The following is a 21,250-nucleotide window of genomic DNA, read 5'->3' as shown; positions in this document are numbered from 1 at the left end:
CCCAGAACCCTCGGCTGGGAGGCCCCATGCTGCACCCCTTGAAGAAGCGCGCCGCTGTCCTGCTGTCGATCTCCACCGCCCTCGCCGCCGCCACCGCGCTGGCGAGCCCGGTCACGGCCGCGCCGGCCGCGCCGGCGCCCTCGAAGGCGGCCCTGCGCTGGACCGACTGCGCGACGCCCCGCTACCCGACGCTCCAGTGCGCTTCCCTCAAGGTGCCCCTCGACCATGCCCGGCCCACCGGCCGGCAGATCTCCCTCGCCCTCAGCCGGGTGCCGCACACCGCCGCCACCTCCCAGGGCCCGCTGCTGGTCAACCCGGGCGGGCCCGGCGGCAGCGGCCGCACCCTCGCCGGGTTCATCGCCTCCGCGCTCCCCAAGGACGTGGCCGCCCAGTACGACGTGATCGGCTTCGATCCCCGGGGCGTGGGCAAGAGCGAGCCGGCCCTCGACTGCGGGGCCGGCCACTTCACCCCCGTGCGGCCGGACTCCGTACCGCGCGACGAGGCCACCGAGCAGGCCAACCTGGAGCGGGTCCGCACGTTCGCCGCGTCCTGCGCGTCCAAGTACCCGGACGTGCTGCCGCACATCGACACCGTCTCGGCCGCCCGCGACATCGAGGTGCTGCGCGGCGCGCTCGGCACGGAGCGGATCAGCTACTTCGGCTACTCGTACGGGACCTACCTGGGGGCGGTGTACGCCAAGCTGCACCCCGGCCGGGTGCACCGGCTGGTCCTGGACTCCGTGGTCGACCCGGGCGGGGTCTGGTACGAGGACAACCTCTCCCAGGACCTGGCCTTCGACGCCCGCCACAAGGCCTTCCTGGCCTGGGTGGCGAAGTACGACGGGACCTACCGGCTCGGCACCGATCCGGCGGAGGTCGAGGAGCGCTGGTACGCGATGCGCGAGGCCCTGCGCGGGACGCCGGCGGGCGGCAAGGTGGGCCCGGCCGAGCTGGAGGACACCTTCATGCCGGGCGGCTACTTCAACGGCTACTGGCCGAACCTCGCCGAGGCGTTCGCCGCGTACGCGGTGAAGGCGGACCCGAAGCCGCTGGTGGCGGCGTACCAGCGGTTCGGCGCGGTGGAGCCCTCCGCGGGCAACGGCTACAGCGTCTACACGGCGGTGCAGTGCCGCGACTCGGCCTGGCCGAAGGACTGGGACCAGTGGCGCGCGGACATGTGGCACACGCACGCCCGGGCGCCCTTCATGACCTGGAACAACGCCTGGTACAACGCCCCGTGCGCGTTCTGGCCGACGGAGCCTCTCCAGGCCCCGGACGTGACCAACGCCGAGCTGCCGCCGGCCCTCCTCCTCCAGGCGACGGAGGACGCCGCGACCCCGTTCTCGGGGGCGCTCAGCATGCGGGAGAAGCTGAAGGGCGCGGCGCTGGTGGTCGAGGAGGGCGGCGGCAACCACGGCATCTCGCTCAGCGGCAACAAGTGCCTGGACGAGAAGGTGTCGGCGTACCTGAAGACGGGGACGGCCGCGGACGCCACCTGCGCCGCGCAGCCGGACCCGAAGCCGGCCGCGGCGACCCGCGCGGTCCCGCCCTCGGCGGGCGGCGCGGCCCTGCACGGCCTGCTCGGCTTCCGCGGCTGACCCTGCCGGTCAGACCGGCAGCACGGCGAAGGCCTCCACCTCGACCAGCAGTTCCGGCCGCACCAGGGCCGTGACCTGGACGGCGGAGGAGGCCGGCAGCCGGTCGGCGGGTATGAAGGCGTCGCGCGCCTCCCGTACGGCGGGCATGTGCGCGACGTCCGTGACGAAGTAGGTCAGCTTCACCACGTCGTCGAAAGTGGCCCCGGCGGCGGCCAGGCAGCGCCGCAGGTTCTCGAACACCTGGTGGGCCTGGGCGGACGGGTCGCCCTCGCCGACGATCTCGCCCTTCTCGTCGAGGGCGACCTGCCCGGAGACGGCGACGAAGCGCCCGGTGCCCCACACCACATGGCTGAGGCCCGCCGCGGGGCTGACGCCTTCCGGCGCGGAGATGCGGGTGAGGTGGCTGTCGTGTTCGCCCATACGGACGATCATGCCGGCCCGCGGCGTCAGGGCAGGGCCCGCAAGGCGGCCGTCGCCGCCACCGCGAGGCGGGGGTGGGACTGGGCGCGGACGAGGAGTTCGCGGGCCCGGGGGTCACCGAGGGCGCCCAGGCCCTCGACGCAGGCCAGGGCGACCCGCCAGTACGGGTCGTGCGGGGACAGCAGCCGGGACAGGGTCGCCATCAGCGCGGGAGCCGATTCCGGGGCGCGCAGGGCGGTGAGCAGCCGGACGGGCTGGAGGGCGTAGGCCGTGCGCAGGGAGTTGGTGGCGAGGGCCGCGGCCGCGCGGGCGGTGCGGGGGTCGTCGAGGACGGCCAGCGCTTCGGCGGCGGCCGCGCAGCGCGGCGGGTCGCGGTGGTTGAGCAGCAGCACCAGGGACTCGAAGGCGCGGCGGTCCCCCGCCAGTCCCAGCCGGTACGCGGCGAGTTCGCGGGCCCACAGGGGCAGCCCGGCCGAGGTCAGGGCGGCCGCGAGGGCGTCGGGGCCCGCCGCGAGGAGGACCTCGTACTGCGCACGCTCCGGCGAACCGGCGGCTTCCGCCCGCAGTCGCTCCAGCACGTCGTTCACCCGGCCACCCTAGAGGAGGGATCCGAAGTTCCGGACGCCTTCCCGCGGTTGGCCGGACCCGGTCGGCCAGGTGAAGTGCGGTCGGCCGAATGCCGTAGCCGGATGCGTGTCGCCCCGGATTCCGCTCCCGTCACCTCGGCGCCGATCGGGCGGCTCTGCCACACCGGCCGTCCGAAAGGCACCTACGGGAGCGGACAGATCGGCGACGGAGCACAGCCTGGCCACCCATCACCGAGGGCCGGTTGATCGATGATCGATGATCGGTACATTTGGGCGGTACAGGTCACATCTCCGCACTCTGGCGCGACAGTTACCGACGGGTTACTGTCGTGCCAACACGCATGAGGACGGCCTGGTGACGCAGCCTCCTCGTGCCAGTCGGTTCTGTACGACTTCACGGCGTGACCCCGGGACAGGGTTCCGCCGCTTCAGCCCTCCGGGCCCCACCCTCACCGGGTCTCGCCCGTCGGCCTTCTCCACACCGGTATCCCGCCCCGCCTCCCGCGCGCCGGGACACGGCATCCGCGCGCGCTGTGCGGCGCGCGCGCCCAGTCGTCACCCTCTTCCACTGGAGTCCCTCGATGGACCGTCCGTCCAGTCACCCCACCCTCCAGACCATCGCCGTCGTCGGCCTCGGCACGATGGGCACCGGCATCGCCGAGGTCCTCGCCCGGGCCGGCCGCGAGGTCATCGGCATCGACGTCAGCGAGGCCGCCGCCCGCCGGGCCGCCGCCTCCCTCGCCGCGGCGACCGCCCGATCCGTCACCCGGGAGCTCCTCACCGAGCAGGAGCGGGCGGACGTGCTCGCCCGCTTCCGCACCTACGCCGACCTCGGCGCCGCCGCCGAGGCGGACCTCGTCATCGAGGTCGTCCCGGAGTCGTACGAGCTCAAGCAGCAGGTCTTCCGCGAGCTCGACGCGATCGTCCGCCCCGACACGATCCTGGCGACCGGCACCAACGCCCTGTCGGTGACCCGGCTCGCCGCCGAGTCCCAGCGCCCGGAGCGCGTGCTGGGCCTGCACTTCTTCAACCCGGCCCCGGCGATGAAGCTGGTCGAGGTCGTCTCCAGCGTGCTGACCGCCCCGCCGGCCGTCGAGGCGGTCACCGAGCTGGCCCGCGAGCTCGGCAAGGAGCCCGTCTCGGTCGGCGACCGCCCCGGCTTCGTCGCCGACGGTCTGCTCTTCGGCTACCTCAACCAGGCCGCCGCCATGTACGAGGCCAAGTACGCCTCCCGCGAGGACATCGACGCGGCGATGCGGCTCGGCTGCGGCCTGCCCATGGGCCCGCTCGCGCTGCTCGACCTGATCGGCGTGGACACCGCCCGTACCGTCCTGGAGGCCATGTACGCCGCCTCCGGCGACCGGCTGCACGCCCCGGCGCCGGTCCTCGGGCAGCTCGCCGAGGCCGGGCTGACCGGGCAGAAGTCCGGGCGCGGCTTCTACACGTACGAGGCCCCGGGCAGCTCGGTGATCGTCCGCGACCTGCAGACCCCGCCGGACGGCGCCCTGCTCGGCGCGGGCCGCCCCGTCACCTCGGTCGGCGTGGCCGGCTCGGGCACCATGGCGAGCGGCATCGCGCAGGTCTTCGCGCAGGCCGGCTTCGCGGTGGTGCTGGCCGCCCGCAGCCAGGAGAAGGCGGAGGCGGCGAAGGCCGCGATCGGCAAGTCCCTGGGCCGTGCGGTGGCCAAGGGCCGGCTGACGGACGAGGCCGCGGCGCGGACCCTGGACCTGATCACCCCGGCCGGTTCGCTGGACGCCTTCGCCGAGGTGGACCTGGCCGTTGAGGCGGTGGCCGAGGACCTGGCCGTCAAGCAGGAGCTGTTCGCGGCCCTGGACAAGGTCTGCAAGCCGGGCGCCGTGCTGGCGACGACCACCTCCTCACTGCCGGTGATCGCGGTGGCCCGCGTGACCTCCCGTCCGCAGGACGTGATCGGCATGCACTTCTTCAACCCGGCCCCGGCGATGAAGCTGGTCGAGGTGGTCCGCACCGTCCTGACCGCCGACGACGTGCACGCCACGGTCCGCGAGATCTGCGTCAAGGTGCGCAAGCACCCGGTGGACTGCGGGGACCGGGCCGGCTTCATCGTGAACGCGCTGCTGTTCCCGTACCTCAACAACGCGATCAAGATGGTCGAGCAGCACTACGCGACCCTCGACCAGATCGACGAGGCGATGAAGCTGGGCGGCGGCTACCCGATGGGGCCCTTCGAGCTCCTCGACGTGGTCGGCCTCGATGTCTCGCTGGCCATCGAGAAGGTCCTCCACAAGGAGTTCCGCGACCCGGGCCTGGCCCCGTCCCCGCTGCTGGAGCACCTGGTCGCGGCGGGCTGCCTGGGCCGGAAGACCGGCCGCGGATTCCGTGAGTACGCCCGCCGGTAACCCCCGGCCGGGCCATGAGCCGGATGCGTGGGGAGGGCTCCTCGGGCCCGCCGGACCCTCACGGCGGGCAAACCCTCCCGACGAGCACTGTGTGCCCAGTGCCGGCCCTCCCCCGCATCCATCCCTGTCCCACCCTGCGGACCGGCAGCCCCCTCAGGCGCGCTCACCCGCGCGAATGAAGTACTTTCGCTCTATGTCCCAGCCCGCCAAGACCTCGCCCCGTGCCTCCTCGGCATCCGACGCCCCGGAGAGCGCGGCCGGTACCCGGGCTGCCGCCCAGCGCCTCAAGATGCGCCGCGAGCTCGCCGCGGCGGCCATGGAACTGTTCGCGACCAAGGGGTACGAGGCGACGACGGTCGACGAGATCGCCGCGACCGCCGGGGTGGCGCGCCGGACCTTCTTCCGGCACTTCCGGTCCAAGGAAGAGGCGATCTTCCCCGACCACGACGACACCCTGATCCGCGCCGAGGCCGTCCTCGACGTGGCCCCGGCGCACGAGCACCCGCTCGACACGGTGTGCCGGGGGATCAAGGAAGTCATGAAGATGTACGCCGCCTCGCCGGCGGTGTCGGTGGAGCGCTACCGGCTGACCCGCGAGGTGCCGGCGCTACGGGAGCGGGAGATCGCCTCGGTGGCCCGCTACGAGCGGCTGTTCACCCGCTATCTGCTGGCGCACTTCGACGAGACCGACCACCACGACGGCAACGACGACCCGCTGCTGGCCGAGGTGGCCGCCTCCGCGGTGGTGACCGCCCACAACCACGTGCTGCGGCGCTGGCTGCGGGCGGGCGGCCAGGGGGACGTGGAGGCGCAGCTGGACCACGCCTTCTCGATCGTCCGCAAGACCTTCGGTACGGGCATCGGCGCGGGCCGCACGCTGAACCCGGCGGCGCCGGCCGCCCCGGCGGCGGTCCGCACGGAGGGCGAGGTGCTCGTGGCGGTGGCCCGTACGGACGCCCCGCTGGACGAGGTCATGCGCACCATCGAAGAGGCACTGCGCAACAAGTAGTCGAAAGAGGCAGCACGCGCGACACGCGTCACACTGGCCGCCCCCGGCAACGGGGGCGGCCTTTTGCTTTGTCCGGCTTGCCCCTACTCGCGGGTAACTCTGATCGATCATCGCTCATCCGCGCAGGTCAATAGGCAAATGAGAGAAAGTTTTGGCACGCGGTGCCTTGCTAGGTGACACGGGGTGCCATACGTTGAATCCCGTCCGGACGTCCCCGCGGTCCACCCCCACACGGTGCGGACCGCGCCCCGGATGCCTGCGTCACCAGGCCCCCGTACGCCCCACCACAGGCGTGCCGCACCACCGCTTCGCCGAACCGACGGCACACACCACACCCGCTGCACGCACCTGCGTACCCCTCAGCGCACCCTCATTCAGCGCTAAGCCGGAGGCTCTACCGTGAAGGACATCCTGGACGCGATCCAGTCGCAGGCCGCTACGGCCGCCGACTTCGCGGCCCTGCCGCTCCCCGACTCCTACCGCGCGATCACCGTGCACAAGGACGAGGCGGAGATGTTCGCAGGGCTCACCACCCGCGAGAAGGACCCGCGCAAGTCCCTCCACCTCGACCAGGTCCCGCTGCCCGAACTGGGCCCGGGCGAGGCCCTGGTGGCCGTCATGGCCTCCTCGGTCAACTACAACTCCGTGTGGACCTCGATCTTCGAGCCGGTGTCCACCTTCAGCTTCCTGGAGCGCTACGGGCGCCTGTCGGAGCTCACCAAGCGCCACGACCTGCCGTACCACATCATCGGCTCCGACCTCGCGGGCGTCGTCCTGCGCACCGGCCCCGGCGTCAACGCCTGGAAGCCGGGCGACGAGGTCGTCGCGCACTGCCTCTCGGTCGAGCTGGAGTCCTCGGACGGCCACAACGACACGATGCTCGACCCCGAGCAGCGCATCTGGGGCTTCGAGACCAACTTCGGCGGCCTGGCGGAGATCGCGCTCGTCAAGTCGAACCAGCTGATGCCCAAGCCCGACCACCTCAGCTGGGAGGAGGCCGCCTCCCCCGGCCTGGTCAACTCCACCGCCTACCGCCAGCTGGTCTCCCGCAACGGCGCCGGCATGAAGCAGGGCGACAACGTCCTGATCTGGGGTGCCAGCGGCGGACTCGGCTCCTACGCCACCCAGTTCGCGCTGGCCGGCGGCGCCAACCCGATCTGCGTCGTCTCCAGCGCGCAGAAGGCGGACATCTGCCGCGCGATGGGCGCGACCGCGATCATCGACCGCAGCGCCGAGGGCTACAAGTTCTGGAAGGACGAGCACACCCAGGACCCGAAGGAGTGGAAGCGCTTCGGCAAGCGCATCCGCGAGCTGACCGGCGGCGAGGACGTGGACATCGTCTTCGAGCACCCGGGCCGCGAGACCTTCGGCGCCTCGGTCTACGTCACCCGCAAGGGCGGCACGATCGTCACCTGCGCCTCGACCTCGGGCTACAACCACGAGTACGACAACCGCTACCTGTGGATGTCGCTCAAGCGGATCGTCGGCTCGCACTTCGCCAACTACCGCGAGGCGTGGGAGGCCAACCGCCTGGTGGCCAAGGGCAAGATCCACCCCACCCTGTCGAAGGTCTACTCCCTGGAGGAGACCGGCCAGGCCGCCTACGACGTCCACCGCAACCTCCACCAGGGCAAGGTCGGCGTCCTCGCGCTGGCCCCCGAGGAGGGCCTCGGCGTGCGCGACCACGAGATGCGTGCGACGCACCTCGACGCGATCAACCGCTTCCGGAACATCTGAGACAGCCTCAAAGGCCTAAGGGACAGCCTGAGATGACAGAGCGCCAGAAGGACCGTCCGTGGCTCATGCGGACGTACGCCGGCCACTCCACGGCCGAGGCGTCCAACGAGCTGTACCGCCGCAACCTCGCCAAGGGCCAGACCGGCCTGTCGGTCGCGTTCGACCTCCCGACGCAGACCGGCTACGACCCCGACCACATCCTCGCCCGCGGCGAGGTGGGCCGGGTCGGGGTCCCGGTCTCCCATCTGGGCGACATGCGGCGGCTGTTCCAGGACATACCCCTGGAGCAGATGAACACCTCGATGACGATCAACGCCACCGCCATGTGGCTGCTGGCGCTCTACCAGGTGGCCGCCGAGGAGCAGGGTGCGGACATCTCCCAGCTCCAGGGCACCACGCAGAACGACATCGTCAAGGAGTACCTCTCGCGCGGGACGCACGTCTTCCCGCCCGGGCCGTCGCTCCGCCTGACGACGGACATGATCGCGTACACGGTCAACCACATCCCGAAGTGGAACCCGATCAACATCTGCAGCTACCACCTGCAGGAGGCCGGGGCCACCCCGGTCCAGGAGATCTCGTACGCGATGTCCACCGCGATCGCCGTCCTGGACTCGGTGCGCGACTCGGGCCAGGTGCCCGAGGAGCGCTTCGGCGAGGTGGTCGCCCGCATCTCCTTCTTCGTGAACGCGGGCGTCCGCTTCATCGAGGAGATGTGCAAGATGCGCGCCTTCGGCCGCATCTGGGACCAGGTCACCCGCGAGCGCTACGGCATCGAGAACCCCAAGCAGCGCCGCTTCCGCTACGGCGTCCAGGTCAACTCCCTCGGCCTGACCGAGGCGCAGCCGGAGAACAACGTCCAGCGCATCGTCCTGGAGATGCTGGCGGTCACCCTCTCCAAGGACGCCCGCGCCCGCGCGGTGCAGCTGCCGGCCTGGAACGAGGCGCTGGGCCTGCCCCGGCCCTGGGACCAGCAGTGGTCGCTGCGCATCCAGCAGGTCCTGGCGCACGAGAGCGACCTGCTGGAGTACGAGGACATCTTCGCGGGCTCGCACGTCATCGAGGCCAAGGTCGACTCCCTGGTCGCCGACTGCCTGGCCGAGATCGACCGGATCCAGGAGATGGGCGGCGCGATGGCCGCCGTCGAGTCCGGGTACCTGAAGGGCGAGCTGGTCTCCTCGCACGCCGAGCGCCGCGCCCGGATCGAGGCCGGCGAGGACAAGATCGTCGGCGTCAACTGCTTCCAGCAGACCGAGGAGAACCCCCTCACCGCCGACCTGGACGGCGCCATCATGACGGTGGACGGGGCGGTGGAGGCGCTGACCGTCGAGCGCATCGGCCGCTGGCGCGCCGAGCGCGAGGAGTCCTCGGACCGGCAGGGCAACGGCGACCCGTTCGTCTTCCCCACCACCCGGCAGGCCCTGGAGCGCCTCAAGGAGGCCGCGGCCGGCACCGAGAACCTGATGGAGGCCACCCTGGAGTGCGCCCGCGCCGGTGTCACCACCGGCGAGTGGGCGAGCGCCCTGCGCGAGGTGTTCGGCGAGTTCCGCGCCCCGACCGGGGTCTCGTCGGCGCCGGTGGCGGTCACCGCCGAGCCGGGCACGCCGATGCACGAGGTCCGCGAGAAGGTGGCCCGCACGGCCGACGAGCTCGGCTCGGGCCGGCTGCGCCTGCTGGTCGGCAAGCCCGGCCTGGACGGGCACTCCAACGGCGCCGAGCAGATCGCCGTCCGGGCCCGCGACGCCGGCTTCGAGGTGGTCTACCAGGGCATCCGGCTGACGCCGGAGGAGATCTCGTCGGCGGCGCTGGCCGAGGACGTCCACTGCGTGGGACTGTCCATCCTGTCCGGCTCGCACAGCGCGCTCGTGCCCGACGTGCTGGAAAGGCTCCGCGCGGCGGGGGCGGGCGACATCCCCGTCATCGTCGGAGGCATCATTCCGAACGCCGATGCCGTGTCCCTCAAGGCGGCAGGAGTCGCCGCCGTCTTCACTCCGAAGGACTTCGGCATCACGGAGATCATCGGCCGTATCGTCGACGAGATCCGCAAGGCCAACAAGCTCCACCCTCTCGAAATCGTTGCAAGCACGGAGGTCCCCGCATGACCACGCCATCCCACCCGTCGCCCGCCACCACCCTGCCTGACCTCCGCTCCGCGTCGGACACCTCTAGTCCCGTGGTGAACCGCCTTCGCCCGCGTCGCTCCTGCCTCGCGGTGCCCGGCTCGAACCCGCGGTTCCTCGAGAAGGCCCAGGGCCTGCCGGCCGACCAGGTCTTCCTGGACCTGGAGGACGCCTGCGCTCCGCTGGCCAAGCCCGAGGCGCGGCACACCATCGTCAAGTTCCTGAACGAGGGCGACTGGACCGGCAAGACCCGTGTGGTCCGCGTCAACGACTGGACGACGCACTGGACCTACCGGGACGTCGTCACGGTCGTCGAAGGCGCCGGCCAGAACCTCGACTGCATCATGCTGCCGAAGGTCCAGAACGCCGAGCAGATCGTGGCGCTGGACCTGCTGCTCACGCAGATCGAGAAGACGATGGGCTTCGAGGTCGGGAAGATCGGCATCGAGGCGCAGATCGAGAACGCGCAGGGTCTCAACAACGTCAACGCGATCGCCCAGGCCTCGCCGCGCGTCGAGACGATCATCTTCGGCCCGGCCGACTTCATGGCCTCCATCAACATGAAGTCGCTGGTCGTCGGCGAGCAGCCGCCCGGCTACCCGGCCGACGCCTACCACTACATCCTGATGAAGATCCTCATGGCGGCGCGGGCCAACAACCTCCAGGCCATCGACGGCCCCTACCTCCAGATCAAGAACGTGGACGGGTACCGCGAGGTCGCCGGGCGCGCCGCGGCCCTGGGCTTCGACGGCAAGTGGGTGCTGCACCCGGGCCAGGTCGAGGCGGCCAACGAGGTCTTCTCGCCCTCCCAGGCCGACTACGACCACGCCGAGCTGATCCTCGACGCGTATGACTGGTGCACCTCGGAGGCCGGCGGCAAGAAGGGCTCCGCGATGCTCGGCGACGAGATGATCGACGAGGCCAGCCGCAAGATGGCCCTGGTCATCGCGGGCAAGGGCCGCGCCGCCGGCATGCAGAGGACGTCGAAGTTCGAGGTCCCCACCGCCTGAGGCGATCCCGCAGTGTCGGGCGCACCCATCCCCAGCCCCAGGCCCCGCAGGGCCTGGGCAAGCACCCCGGAGGGGGCACCATGCAGTTTGGCCGCACCTACGAAGAGTTCACCGTCGGCGACGTCTACCGGCACTGGCCCGGGAAGACCGTCACCGAATACGACGACCACCTCTTCTGTCTGCTCACGATGAACCACCACCCGCTTCACATGGACGTGAATTACGCGGAGAACACCACGGACTTCGGCAAGAACGTGGTCGTGGGCAACTACATCTACTCGCTGCTGCTCGGCATGTCCGTGCCGGACGTCTCCGGGAAGGCCATCGCCAACCTGGAGATCGAGTCCCTGCGGCACGTGGCGCCGACCTTCCACGGCGACACGATCTACGGCGAGACCACGGTCCTGGACAAGACCCCGTCGAAGTCGAAGAACGACCGCGGCATCGTCTACGTGGAGACCAAGGGCTACAAGCAGGACGGCACCCTCGTCTGCGTGTTCCGGCGCAAGGTGATGGTCCCGACCGAGACGTACATCAAGGAGCGCGGCGGCGAGCAGCCCGGCCGCCCCACGCTGAAGGAACAGGGGAAGTAGCCATGGCCCGACTCGCCCAGACCGCCGGGCTCACGGACGTCCAGCGGGAGATCCTCAAGACCGTCCGGGAGTTCGTCGACAAGGAGATCATCCCGGTCGCGACCGACCTGGAGCACCGCGACGAGTACCCGCAGCAGATCGTCGACGGCCTCAAGGAGCTCGGCCTCTTCGGGCTGATGATCCCGGAGGAGTACGGCGGCCTGGGTGAGTCGCTCCTCACCTACGCACTGTGCGTGGAGGAGATAGCGCGGGGCTGGATGTCCGTCTCGGGCATCATCAACACCCACTTCATCGTGGCGTACATGCTCAAGCAGCACGGCACCCAGGAGCAGAAGGACCACTTCCTGCCCCGCATGGCGCTGGGCGAGGTGCGAGGCGCGTTCTCGATGTCCGAGCCGGGGCTTGGCTCCGATGTGTCGGCCATCACGTCGAAGGCGGTGAAGGACGGTGACGAGTACGTCCTGAACGGCCAGAAGATGTGGCTCACGAACGGCGGCACGTCCACCCTGGTGGCCGTCCTCGTGCGAAGTGACGAAGGACACCCCGAGGGGACGGCGCCCCACAAGTCGATGACGACCTTCCTCGTGGAGAAGGAGCCGGGCTTCGGCGAGGTCCGCCCCGGCCTGACCATCCCGGGCAAGATCGACAAGATGGGCTACAAGGGCGTCGACACGACCGAGCTCATCATGGACGGACTGCGCATTCCGGCCAATCGTGTACTCGGCGGCGAGACGGGCCGAGGGTTTTACCAAATGATGGACGGGGTCGAGGTCGGCCGCGTCAACGTGGCGGCCCGTGGCTGCGGCGTCGCTCAGCGTGCGTTCGAGCTGGGTGTCTCGTATGCCCAGCAACGTCACACTTTCGGCAAGGCCATCGCCGAACACCAGGCCATCCAGTTCAAGCTGGCCGAGATGGCTACCAAGGTCGAAGCCGCCCATGCGATGATGGTCAATGCAGCACGCAAAAAGGACTCCGGGGAACGAAACGACCTCGAAGCAGGGATGGCGAAGTACCTCGCCTCCGAGTACTGCAAGGAGGTGGTGGAGGACGCCTTCCGTATCCATGGCGGCTACGGGTTCTCCAAGGAGTACGAGATCGAGCGCCTCTACCGCGAGGCTCCGATGCTGCTGATCGGTGAAGGTACCGCCGAGATTCAGAAAATGATCATCGGGCGACGCCTGCTCGAGGAGTACCGACTCCAGGGCTGAAAGTCCCTTTTGCGACGGATCATCCACTGATCCGTCGCGGAAGGGTAACTGCCAGTCACTGGCCGACGGCCATCGACTCGGCTTCTGGCTTGCCCAGTTGTTGCGTGCAACCGATAGCATTCCAGTAAAGCCGCCGTCCCGTCCCCCTGTTTGCGGCGCGGCAATCACCCGCTACGAAGGTCATCCATGCCCCACAGCCAAACCTCTGCACCTCGCGACAGCCTCCTTGGCGTACGCCTCGCGCGCGGAGCATCGCCGTGGCTTCTGCCGACCGTCGCCACCGCGGCACTCAGCCTCACCCGGGCCCGCAAGTCCGGACGCTGGGCCGCGGCGGCCGTGCCCGCCACCGCTCTCGCGGCGGGCATGCTGTGGTTCTTCCGCGACCCCGAGCGTGAGATCGCCCAGGGCCGTGTCATCTCGCCCGCCGACGGTGTGGTGCAGAGCATCATGCCGTGGAAGGACGGACGGACCCGGGTCGCGATCTTCATGAGCCCGCTGAACGTCCACGTCAACCGCGCGCCCCTCGCGGGCACGGTGACGTCCGTGGAGCACATCCCCGGCGGATTCGTCCCCGCGTTCAACAAGGAGAGCGAGAACAACGAGCGCGTTGTCTGGCACTTCGACACCGAGCTCGGTGACATCGAGATGGTGCAGATCGCCGGCGCCGTCGCCCGTCGCATCGTCCCGTACCTGCCGGCCGGCACCAAGGTGGAGCAGGGCGAACGCATCGGTCTGATCCGCTTCGGTTCGCGCGTCGACATCTACCTCCCCGAGGGCGTCGAGGTCGCGGTCGAGGTCGGTCAGGCCACCACCGCGGGGGTGACCCGAATTGACCGTGACTGACCCTGAGACTCCCGCCACCGGCTGGGTTCCGGAGTCCACCGAGGAGGAGTCCGCCGAGGACGACATGCCGCTCTCGCTGCGGCTGTCGATAGCGGACACCCTCACCCTCGGCAACGCGACGTGCGGATTCATGGCGGTGTACTTCACCACCACCGGAATCCTCATCCCGCACCTCACCGGCAGCGGCGAGTCGGGCATGGCCCGCAGCAGCGCCGCGACGGCGGTGATACTGATGCTGCTCGCCGCGGTCTTCGACCTCTTCGACGGCATCGTGGCCCGCAAGCTGCGCAGCTCGCCGATGGGTGCCGAGCTGGACAACCTGTCCGACCTGATCAGCTTCGGGCTGGCACCGGCGTACTTCGTGCTCGTCTACGGCATGGTCGCCGTCGACGCGCACCAGAAGATGTCGGCGCTGGCTGCGATCGTGGTCCTGCTGGCGGTGGTACTGCGCCTGGCGAGATTCAGCTGCGTGACGATGAAGGACGGCATGTTCCAGGGCATGCCGAGCCCGTTCGGAGCCCTGACGGTCGTCTCCATCGTCCTTCTGGAGCTCCCCTTCGTCCCGACGCTGCTGGCGATCATCGGGGTGGCCTGGCTGATGGTGAGCCGGGTCGAGTACCCCAAGCCGCGGGGTGTCCTCGCGGTGGCGATGCTCAGCTGGATCGTCGGGGCGATGGGGCTGCTGGCGGCCTGGGCGTTCGACGCCCCCGGTGGTCAGCTCCTCCTCCAGACGGGCTGCGCCCTGCAGATCGCGATGGCGGCGACCATTCCGCTGTTCGCGACCACCCGCCGGGCCAACACCTTCCGCCACAACCGCCGCGAGGCGCGTGCGCTGCGCTAGCCGCGCCGCCTGCCTGTACGGGAGGGCCCCCGGATGCCTATGCGTCCGGGGGCCCTCCCGTTTCCCGCACCCGGGCCCGGCTCCCGGGGCTCCGCCCCGGTACTCCGCGCCTCAAAGATCCGGGGCTCCGCCCCGTACCCCGCTCCTCAAACGCCGGAGGGGCTGGGTTTGCCCGGCGGGGCCGGATCTGCGCGGCGGCGCTGAAATCGCCCTGCGGGCGATCCAGCCCGCCTGGGCGCAAGGTTGCGCTACGCGCACGCGCCAGCCGACGCCGGCCAACTCCAGCCCCGCCGGCGTTTGAGGCGCCGCCGGAGGCAAACTCAGCCCCGCCGGCGTTTGAGGCGCGGGGGCTCGGGGGCGGAGCCCCCGCAACGGCGCCGCACCCGGCCCGGGGGCCGTAGCCTTGATGTCGGAAAACTGCCAGCCGGAGGCGGACCGACCCCGGATCCTGGAGCCATGCACACCGACACCGAGCGCTGCGTCAGAGCCGTGCAGTCGAAGGACGCCCGCTTCGACGGATGGTTCTTCACCGCCGTCCTGACCACCCGGATCTACTGCCGGCCCAGCTGCCCCGCCGTGCCACCGAAGGTCGAGAACATGACCTTCCTGCCCAGCGCCGCCGCCTGCCAGCAGGCCGGGTTCCGGGCCTGCAAGCGGTGCCGGCCCGACACCAGCCCCGGCTCCCCCGAGTGGAACGCCCGCGCCGACGCCGTCGCACGCGCGATGCGGCTGATCCAGGACGGGGTCGTGGACCGGGAGGGCGTGCCGGGGCTGGCCCTGCGGCTCGGGTACTCCACCCGCCAGGTGGAGCGGCAGCTCAACGCCGAGCTCGGCGCCGGTCCGCTCGCCCTCGCCCGGGCCCAGCGCGCGCAGACCGCCCGGCTGCTCATCGAGACCTCCGAGCTCCCGATGGGCGACGTGGCCTTCGCCGCCGGGTTCTCCTCCATCCGCACCTTCAACGACACCGTCCGCGAGGTCTTCGCCCTGGCCCCCAGCGAGCTGCGCCAGCGGGCCGTGAAGGCCAGCCGCGCCAAGGACGCCACACCCCGGATCCCGGGGACGATCAGCCTCCGGCTGCCGTTCCGGACCCCCCTCAACCCCGACAACCTCTTCGGGCACCTCGCCGCGACCGCCGTCCCCGGCGTGGAGGAGTGGCGGGACGGCGCCTACCGCCGCACCCTACGCCTCCCCTACGGCACCGGCGTCGTCGCACTGACCCCGCAGCCCGACCACATCGGCTGCCGCCTCGCCCTGACCGACCTGCGCGACCTCACCATCGCCATCAGCCGCTGCCGCTGGATGCTCGACCTGGACGCCGACCCGGAGGCCGTGGACGAGCAGCTGCGCTCCGACGCGCTGCTGGCCCCCCTCGTGGACAAGGCCCCCGGCCGCCGGGTTCCCCGTACGGTCGACGCGCAGGAGTTCGCCGTACGGGCGGTCCTCGGCCAGCAGGTGTCCACGGCGGCGGCGCGCACGCACGCGGCCCGGCTGGTCACCGCCCACGGGGAGCGCGTCGAGGACCCGCTGGGCGGGCTGACCCACCTCTTCCCCTCCCCGCAGGCACTGGCCGGCCTGGACCCGGAGGCGCTGGCCCTGCCGCGCAGCCGGCGCGCCACGCTCACCACCCTGGTGTCGGCCCTCGCCGACGGCTCGCTGCCGCTCGGCATCGACAGCGACTGGGAGGCGGCGCGCGCGCAGCTCTCGGCGCTGCCGGGCTTCGGCCCGTGGACCACCGAGATCATCGCGATGCGGGCGCTCGGCGACCCCGACGCGTTCCTCCCGTCCGACCTGGGCGTACGGCGTTCCGCGCAGGGGCTGGGGCTGCCCGCCGGCCCGGCCGCGCTGACCGCCCGGGCGGCCGGCTGGCGGCCCTGGCGCGCGTACGCCGTGCAGTACCTGTGGGCCACCGAGGACCACGCCATCAACCACCTGCCCGTCTGAGGAGCCCGAGCACCATGAGCAGCAGCAAGCAGCACACCGTCGTCGACAGCCCCTACGGCCCGCTCACCCTGGTCTCCACGGAGGGCGTCCTCAGCGGCCTCTACATGACCGGGCAGCGCCACCGGCCCGCCGAGGAGTCCTTCGGAGAGCGGGTCGCGCCCACCGAGGAGCCCTTCCCGGCGGTGACCCGGCAGCTGACCGCGTACTTCGCCGGGGAGCTCACCGAGTTCGACCTCCCGCTCCGGCTGGAGGGCACCGACTTCCAGCGCAGCGTGTGGGACCAGCTGGTGCGGATCCCCTACGGCGAGACGTGGTCGTACGGGCAGCTCGCGGCCGAGCTCGGCAAGCCGAACGCATCGCGGGCGGTGGGCCTGGCCAACGGCAAGAACCCGATCGGGATCATCGTGCCCTGCCACCGGGTGATCGGCGCCTCGGGCGGCATGACCGGCTACGGAGGCGGCGTCGACCGCAAGGTGCGGCTGCTGGCCTTCGAGTCCGGTCAGGGGCTGCCCGCCTAGCCGATGAGCACGCGCTCCGCTTCGTAGATCTTCGGCTCGGACCTCGGCATACCGCTTTCCTGGAAGATCGTCGCCGCCTTCTCCATGAACGCCGCCAGGGCCTCCTTCGACTCCCACAGGTCGACCACGAGCCAGCCGCCGTCCGCCGGGGCCCCGGCGTGGGAGATGAAGCCCTCCGCCGGCCACCACGACGCCGCCGTGATCTTCGCGGTGTTGGCCTCGTACTGCTCCTTGGTGACGCCCGGCAGTTCGATGATGACGATGACGGCCACGGTGCTGCTCCCGTCGGTCAGGGGCGGGGGGACTCCTCCAGTCGAGCAGTCCGCCCCGGCCCCCGCACGGCGGGCAGCGCCTCAGACGACCATCAGGGGGACGAGCAGGGCGAAGGCGGCGCCCGCCTCCACCGCGTAGCCGTACAGGGACGGGTGTTGGACGGGGGCGGCGAGCAGGACCACGCTCTGCCTGTCGACGGCGGCCGCCACCCAGTCCGCGTCGGCGCCGAGGTTGCCCTGGTACCAGCCTTCGCATGAGCCGGGGCCGCTGACGGCGAGGAGGTCGTCCTCGCGGCGGTAGAGGGCCTGCCACTGGGCGGCGGGCACGGACCAGCCCTCGAAATCGGTGAACTGTGCCCAGCCGCCCTCGCGGATCGCGGTGTCGAACAGCCAGACCGGCATGCCCTCGGAGGTGACTTCACCGCCCGCCTGCTGATCGGTGGTGAAGTGGACCATGGGCAGGGCGTCGGGTCCGTCGGCGGTGCTGGGCCAGGCGTACATCGTGATCATCAGCTGATTGTGTCCTGCTCGCAGTAAGCCCGGTGTTACAAGGCCGGTCTTTTACGCGGCCGACGGGCGGCGGCCGTTCTCCAGTTCCGCGGTGCCCTCGCCCGACTGGAGGACCCGGTAGGCCTCTTGGGTGCGCAGCCCGAGCGATCCGGGCAGGTACGCGGTGAGTTCGGCGGGCTCGACCAGCCGCCAGGAGATCAGCTCCTCCTCCTGGAGCTTGACGGAGGCGAGCTGGTCGGCGTCCAGCACCCCGCCGTCGTAGAGGTACGCGACGAGGGGCGGGCGGTCCGGGCCGAGGGTCCAGTCGACGGCGAGGAGCCGGCCGAGCGGTACGTCGATGCCGATCTCCTCGGCGCTCTCGCGGCGCGCGGCCGTACGCGGTGACTCGCCCTGGTCCGACTCGATCGTGCCGCCCGGCAGGGCCCAGCCCTCGCGGTAGTTGGGCTCGACGAGCAGGACCCGGCCCTCGGCGTCCCGGTAGAGGGCGGCGGCGCCGGCCAGCACCCGGGGCAGGCTCGCGATGTAGGTGGCGTAGTCATCCGTGGTGGTCACCCGGCCACCCTACCCAGGCTCAGCCCTCGGGACCGCCGGTGCCGTCCGCGCCGTCCGTGCCGTCCGGGCGTCCCCGCCCCTTGGACTCGGCGACGCGCCGCAGCCGGGGGTGGCGGGCCGGCGCCTGCTCGGTGATGGCGTCGCCGACCATGGCCCGGACCGCGTCGCGCAGCCCGTGCAGCGCGTGGTGGCGGGCGGGCCCGGCGCCGGGGTCCTCCCGGAGTTCCTTCACCAGGGCCCAGCAGAGCACGAGCATGACGATGACGAAGGGCAGCGCGACGAGGATGGTCGCGGTCTGGAGGGACTTCAGGCCGCCGGCGACGAGGAGGACGGCGGCGACGGCGGCCATCAGCACGCCCCAGGTGACGACCAGCCAGGTCGGCGGGTGGAGCGAGCCGCGGCTGGTGAGCGAGCCCATCACCAGGGAGGCGGAGTCGGCGCTGGTGACGAAGTAGGTCATGACCAGGGCCATGGCGACCCACGAGGTGAGCGTGCCGAGCGGCAGCGCGTCCAGCATCGCGAAGAGCGAGGCCTCGGTGCCGTCCTTGATCCTGGCGGCGAAGTCCACGGCGCCGGTGGAGTCGAGGCGGATGGCGGTGCCTCCCATGACGCAGAACCAGATGACGGTGGCGCCGCTGGGGACGAGGAGCACGCCGACGAGGAACTCGCGGATGGTGCGGCCGCGCGAGATCCGGGCGATGAAGGTGCCGACGAAGGGGGCCCAGGAGAGCCACCACGCCCAGTAGAAGATCGTCCACGCGCCGAGCCACTTGGCGTCGGTGAAGGCACCGGTGCGGCTGGCCATGGGCAGCAGCTGGTGCAGGTAGCCGCCGACGCTGGAGGGGATCACGTCGAGGACGTAGACGGTGGGGCCGAGGAGGAAGACGAACAGCATCAGGGTGGCGGCGAGCACGATGTTGATGGTGCTCAGCCACTTCACGCCCTTGTGCAGGCCTGAGAAGGCGGAGAGGACGAAGGCCGCGGAGAGGGAGCCGATGATGATCAGCTCGACGCCGGTGGAGTCCTCGATGCCGGTGGTGATGTTCAGGCCCTTGGAGACCTGGAGCGCGCCGAGGCCGAGGCTGGTGGCGGTGCCGAAGACGGTGGCGAAGACGGCGAGCAGGTCGATGGCCTTGCCTCCCCGGCCGTTCGCCCGCTCTTCGCCCATCAGGGGGACGAAGGCGGAGCTGAGGCGGTTGCCGCGGCCCTTGCGGAAGGTCGCGTAGGCGAGGGCGAGGCCGGCGATGCCGTAGATGGCCCAGGGGGTGAGGGTCCAGTGGAAGAAGGAGTACTCCATGGCCGCGAGGGCCGCGCCGCCCGTGGCGGGGGCGGCCCCGGAGGCGGGGGGCGGGCTCAGGTAGTGGGTGAGCGGCTCCCCCACCCCGTAGAACATCAGGCCGATGCCCATGCCGGCGCTGAACATCATCGCGATCCACGCGAGATTGGTGAACTCGGGCTCGGAGTCGTCGGCACCGAGCCGGATCCGGCCGAAGCGGCTGACGGCGAGGACGACGCACATCACGAGGAAGAGGTCGGCGGCGATCACGAACAGCCAGGCGAAGTTCTCCAGCACCCAGGCGAGCGCCGTGCTCGACGCGGTGTCGAAGGAGTCCTTGCCGAGGGCCGCCCAGGCGACGACGGCCAGCACGGCGAGCACGCCCACGGTGACGACGGTGCGGTCGGGAGCGCCGTCCGCGTCGCCGCCGGGCCCCCCGCCGGGGGAATCCGGACGTGTCTGTTCCAGCGAATCCGCGATCATGTGGCCACACTATGCGGGCGTATATCCGTATTTAGGGGTATGGCACGCCGGGTGTGTCCCAGGCCACGCATGGGCATAGGAGGATCCTCCGGATACCCTCAGGGTGGCGCGACTGCACTGTTCGATAGCAAGGGATTAGCAAGGTGACGGACGGAGCAGTAACTGAGACCGCGCGCGTGCTCATCGCCGCGGACAAATTCAAGGGCTCGCTCACGGCCGTTCAGGTCGCGGAGCGGGTGACAGCCGGCCTTCGCAAGGCCGTACCGGGCGTGGAGATCGAGACCCTCCCCGTCGCGGACGGCGGCGACGGCACGGTCGCGGCCGCCGTGGCGGCCGGTTTCGAACGCCGGGAGGTACGGGTCACCGGGCCCCTCGGCGAGCAGGTCACGGCCGCTTTCGCCCTGCGCGACGGCACCGCCGTGGTCGAGATGGCGGAGGCCTCCGGGCTGCAGCTGCTGCCGGCGGGCACCTTCGCCCCGCTGACGGCCACCACGTACGGCTCGGGCGAGGTGCTGAAGGCCGCGCTGGACGCGGGCGCGCGCTCGATCGTCTTCGGCGTGGGCGGCAGCGCCACCACGGACGGCGGCGCGGGCATGCTGGCGGCGCTCGGCGCGGTCTTCCTGGATGCGAACGGCGAACCGGTCGGTCCGGGCGGCGGCGCGCTGGCGTCCCTGGCCTCGGCGGACCTGTCCGGGATCGACCCGCGCTTCGCGGACGTGGAGTTCGTCCTCGCGAGCGACGTGGACAACCCGCTGACCGGCCCGAAGGGCTGCGCGGCGGTCTACGGCCCTCAGAAGGGCGCGTCGCCGCAGGACGTGGCGACGCTGGACGCCGCGCTGGGGCACTACGCCCAGGTGCTGGAGAAGGCGATCGGCCCGAAGGCCACCGAGCTGGCGGCCTCCCCGGGCGCCGGCGGTGCGGGCGGCATCGGCTACGGCGCGCTGCTGCTCGGTGCGAGCTTCCGTCCCGGCATCGAGCTGATGCTGGAGGTGCTGGGCTTCGCGCCGGCGCTGGAGCGGGCCACGCTGGTCATCACCGGTGAGGGCTCGCTGGACGAGCAGACGTTGCACGGCAAGGCGCCGGCGGGCGTCGCGGCCGCCGCGCGCGCCGCGGGCAAGCCGGTGGTGGCGGTCTGCGGCCGCCTGCTGCTGAGCCAGGAGGCCCTGGAGGCGGCGGGCATCCGCCGCGCCTACCCGCTGACGGACCTGGAGCCCGACCCGGCCAAGTCCATCCCGAACGCGGGTCCCCTGCTGGAGCGGGTCGCGGCCAACATCGCCGCCGACGTTCTCTGACCCGTACCACTTCCCGAGGCCCGGCCCCCCGACGGGGGTGCCGGGCCTCGGGCGTACCCGGG

19 protein-coding genes are annotated in these 21,250 nt (G+C 71.3%); 13 read left to right on the top strand and 6 right to left on the bottom strand.

Going from position 1 to position 21,250, the window contains the following annotated elements; translation table 11 throughout:
- Positions 1–26 precede the first annotated feature (26 nt).
- Positions 27–1,598 carry an alpha/beta hydrolase gene (locus tag ACGFYU_RS16375; protein WP_393827952.1) on the top strand — a complete coding sequence of 524 codons (1,572 nt, stop codon included), beginning with the start codon at positions 27–29 and terminating at the stop codon, positions 1,596–1,598.
- 9 nt (positions 1,599–1,607) lie between these two features.
- Here the strand turns inward: ACGFYU_RS16375 and ACGFYU_RS16370 are convergent, their stop codons facing one another.
- Positions 1,608–2,018: a RidA family protein gene (locus tag ACGFYU_RS16370; RefSeq protein WP_393827951.1), complete on the bottom strand. Its 411-nt coding sequence runs from the start codon at positions 2,016–2,018 to the stop codon at positions 1,608–1,610.
- Positions 2,019–2,044: 26 nt separating this feature from the next.
- Positions 2,045–2,605 carry an adenylosuccinate lyase gene (locus ACGFYU_RS16365; protein ID WP_393827950.1) on the bottom strand — a complete coding sequence of 187 codons (561 nt, stop codon included), beginning with the start codon at positions 2,603–2,605 and terminating at the stop codon, positions 2,045–2,047.
- A gap of 581 nt (positions 2,606–3,186) precedes the next feature.
- Here ACGFYU_RS16365 and ACGFYU_RS16360 point away from each other — a divergent pair.
- The 11 genes from ACGFYU_RS16360 to ACGFYU_RS16310 all read left to right on the top strand — a co-directional run bounded on the left by ACGFYU_RS16360 (position 3,187) and on the right by ACGFYU_RS16310 (position 16,803).
- The gene (locus tag ACGFYU_RS16360; protein ID WP_393827949.1) at positions 3,187–4,983 is read left to right on the top strand and encodes a 3-hydroxyacyl-CoA dehydrogenase family protein; all 1,797 of its coding nucleotides are present in this window, start codon (positions 3,187–3,189) and stop codon (positions 4,981–4,983) included.
- A 193-nt stretch (positions 4,984–5,176) separates the two neighbouring features.
- A complete protein-coding gene (locus ACGFYU_RS16355; protein WP_393827948.1) occupies positions 5,177–5,992 on the top strand; it encodes a TetR family transcriptional regulator in 816 nt (271 codons plus the stop codon).
- A 399-nt stretch (positions 5,993–6,391) separates the two neighbouring features.
- Positions 6,392–7,729, top strand: a complete 1,338-nt coding sequence (ccrA, locus tag ACGFYU_RS16350) for a crotonyl-CoA carboxylase/reductase (protein WP_393827947.1) — start codon at positions 6,392–6,394, stop codon at positions 7,727–7,729.
- A gap of 32 nt (positions 7,730–7,761) precedes the next feature.
- Entirely contained in the window at positions 7,762–9,831 is a 2,070-nt protein-coding gene (locus ACGFYU_RS16345) for a protein meaA (RefSeq protein WP_393827946.1), read from the top strand.
- Entirely contained in the window at positions 9,828–10,859 is a 1,032-nt protein-coding gene (locus tag ACGFYU_RS16340) for an HpcH/HpaI aldolase/citrate lyase family protein (RefSeq protein WP_393827945.1), read from the top strand. Before ACGFYU_RS16345 ends, ACGFYU_RS16340 begins: the two co-directional genes overlap by 4 nt.
- Before the next feature lie 80 nt (positions 10,860–10,939).
- Positions 10,940–11,452 carry a MaoC family dehydratase gene (locus ACGFYU_RS16335; protein ID WP_393827944.1) on the top strand — a complete coding sequence of 171 codons (513 nt, stop codon included), beginning with the start codon at positions 10,940–10,942 and terminating at the stop codon, positions 11,450–11,452.
- A gap of 2 nt (positions 11,453–11,454) precedes the next feature.
- Positions 11,455–12,660 (top strand): acyl-CoA dehydrogenase family protein, encoded by a 1,206-nt coding sequence (locus ACGFYU_RS16330; RefSeq protein ID WP_393827943.1) that lies wholly within the window; start codon positions 11,455–11,457, stop codon positions 12,658–12,660.
- 186 nt (positions 12,661–12,846) lie between these two features.
- Positions 12,847–13,503 (top strand): phosphatidylserine decarboxylase, encoded by a 657-nt coding sequence (locus ACGFYU_RS16325; RefSeq protein WP_030010161.1) that lies wholly within the window; start codon positions 12,847–12,849, stop codon positions 13,501–13,503.
- A 64-nt stretch (positions 13,504–13,567) separates the two neighbouring features.
- A complete protein-coding gene (gene pssA, locus ACGFYU_RS16320; protein WP_393828040.1) occupies positions 13,568–14,344 on the top strand; it encodes a CDP-diacylglycerol--serine O-phosphatidyltransferase in 777 nt (258 codons plus the stop codon).
- Between the two features lie 456 nt (positions 14,345–14,800).
- Complete coding sequence (locus ACGFYU_RS16315) at positions 14,801–16,285, top strand: AlkA N-terminal domain-containing protein (RefSeq protein ID WP_393827942.1); 1,485 nt, start codon at positions 14,801–14,803, stop codon at positions 16,283–16,285.
- Positions 16,286–16,299: 14 nt separating this feature from the next.
- On the top strand, positions 16,300–16,803 hold the full coding sequence (locus ACGFYU_RS16310; protein ID WP_393827941.1) for a methylated-DNA--[protein]-cysteine S-methyltransferase: 504 nt from the start codon (positions 16,300–16,302) through the stop codon (positions 16,801–16,803).
- On the opposite strand, the gene ACGFYU_RS16305 is transcribed toward ACGFYU_RS16310, so the two are convergent.
- The 4 genes from ACGFYU_RS16305 to ACGFYU_RS16290 form a co-directional block, all read right to left on the bottom strand.
- A complete protein-coding gene (locus ACGFYU_RS16305; protein ID WP_393827940.1) occupies positions 16,800–17,075 on the bottom strand; it encodes a hypothetical protein in 276 nt (91 codons plus the stop codon). The two genes, ACGFYU_RS16310 and ACGFYU_RS16305, sit on opposite strands and share 4 nt — an antisense overlap.
- 81 nt (positions 17,076–17,156) lie before the next feature.
- Positions 17,157–17,585 (bottom strand): hypothetical protein, encoded by a 429-nt coding sequence (locus tag ACGFYU_RS16300; protein WP_393827939.1) that lies wholly within the window; start codon positions 17,583–17,585, stop codon positions 17,157–17,159.
- Positions 17,586–17,636: 51 nt separating this feature from the next.
- Positions 17,637–18,137, bottom strand: coding sequence for an NUDIX domain-containing protein (locus ACGFYU_RS16295; protein ID WP_393827938.1), 501 nt, complete (start codon positions 18,135–18,137; stop codon positions 17,637–17,639).
- Between the two features lie 19 nt (positions 18,138–18,156).
- Positions 18,157–19,896, bottom strand: coding sequence for a BCCT family transporter (locus ACGFYU_RS16290; protein ID WP_393827937.1), 1,740 nt, complete (start codon positions 19,894–19,896; stop codon positions 18,157–18,159).
- Positions 19,897–20,039: 143 nt separating this feature from the next.
- Between ACGFYU_RS16290 and ACGFYU_RS16285 the strand changes: the two genes are divergently transcribed.
- Positions 20,040–21,188, top strand: coding sequence for a glycerate kinase (locus ACGFYU_RS16285; protein WP_393827936.1), 1,149 nt, complete (start codon positions 20,040–20,042; stop codon positions 21,186–21,188).
- Positions 21,189–21,250: the final 62 nt, after the last annotated feature.

Origin of the sequence: Streptomyces sp. NPDC048337 (genome assembly GCF_043201175.1) — a bacterium.
Classification (GTDB): domain Bacteria; phylum Actinomycetota; class Actinomycetes; order Streptomycetales; family Streptomycetaceae; genus Streptomyces.
Note: the sequence above shows the minus strand (reverse complement) of the source record. Positions and strands in the feature narration are given on the sequence as shown.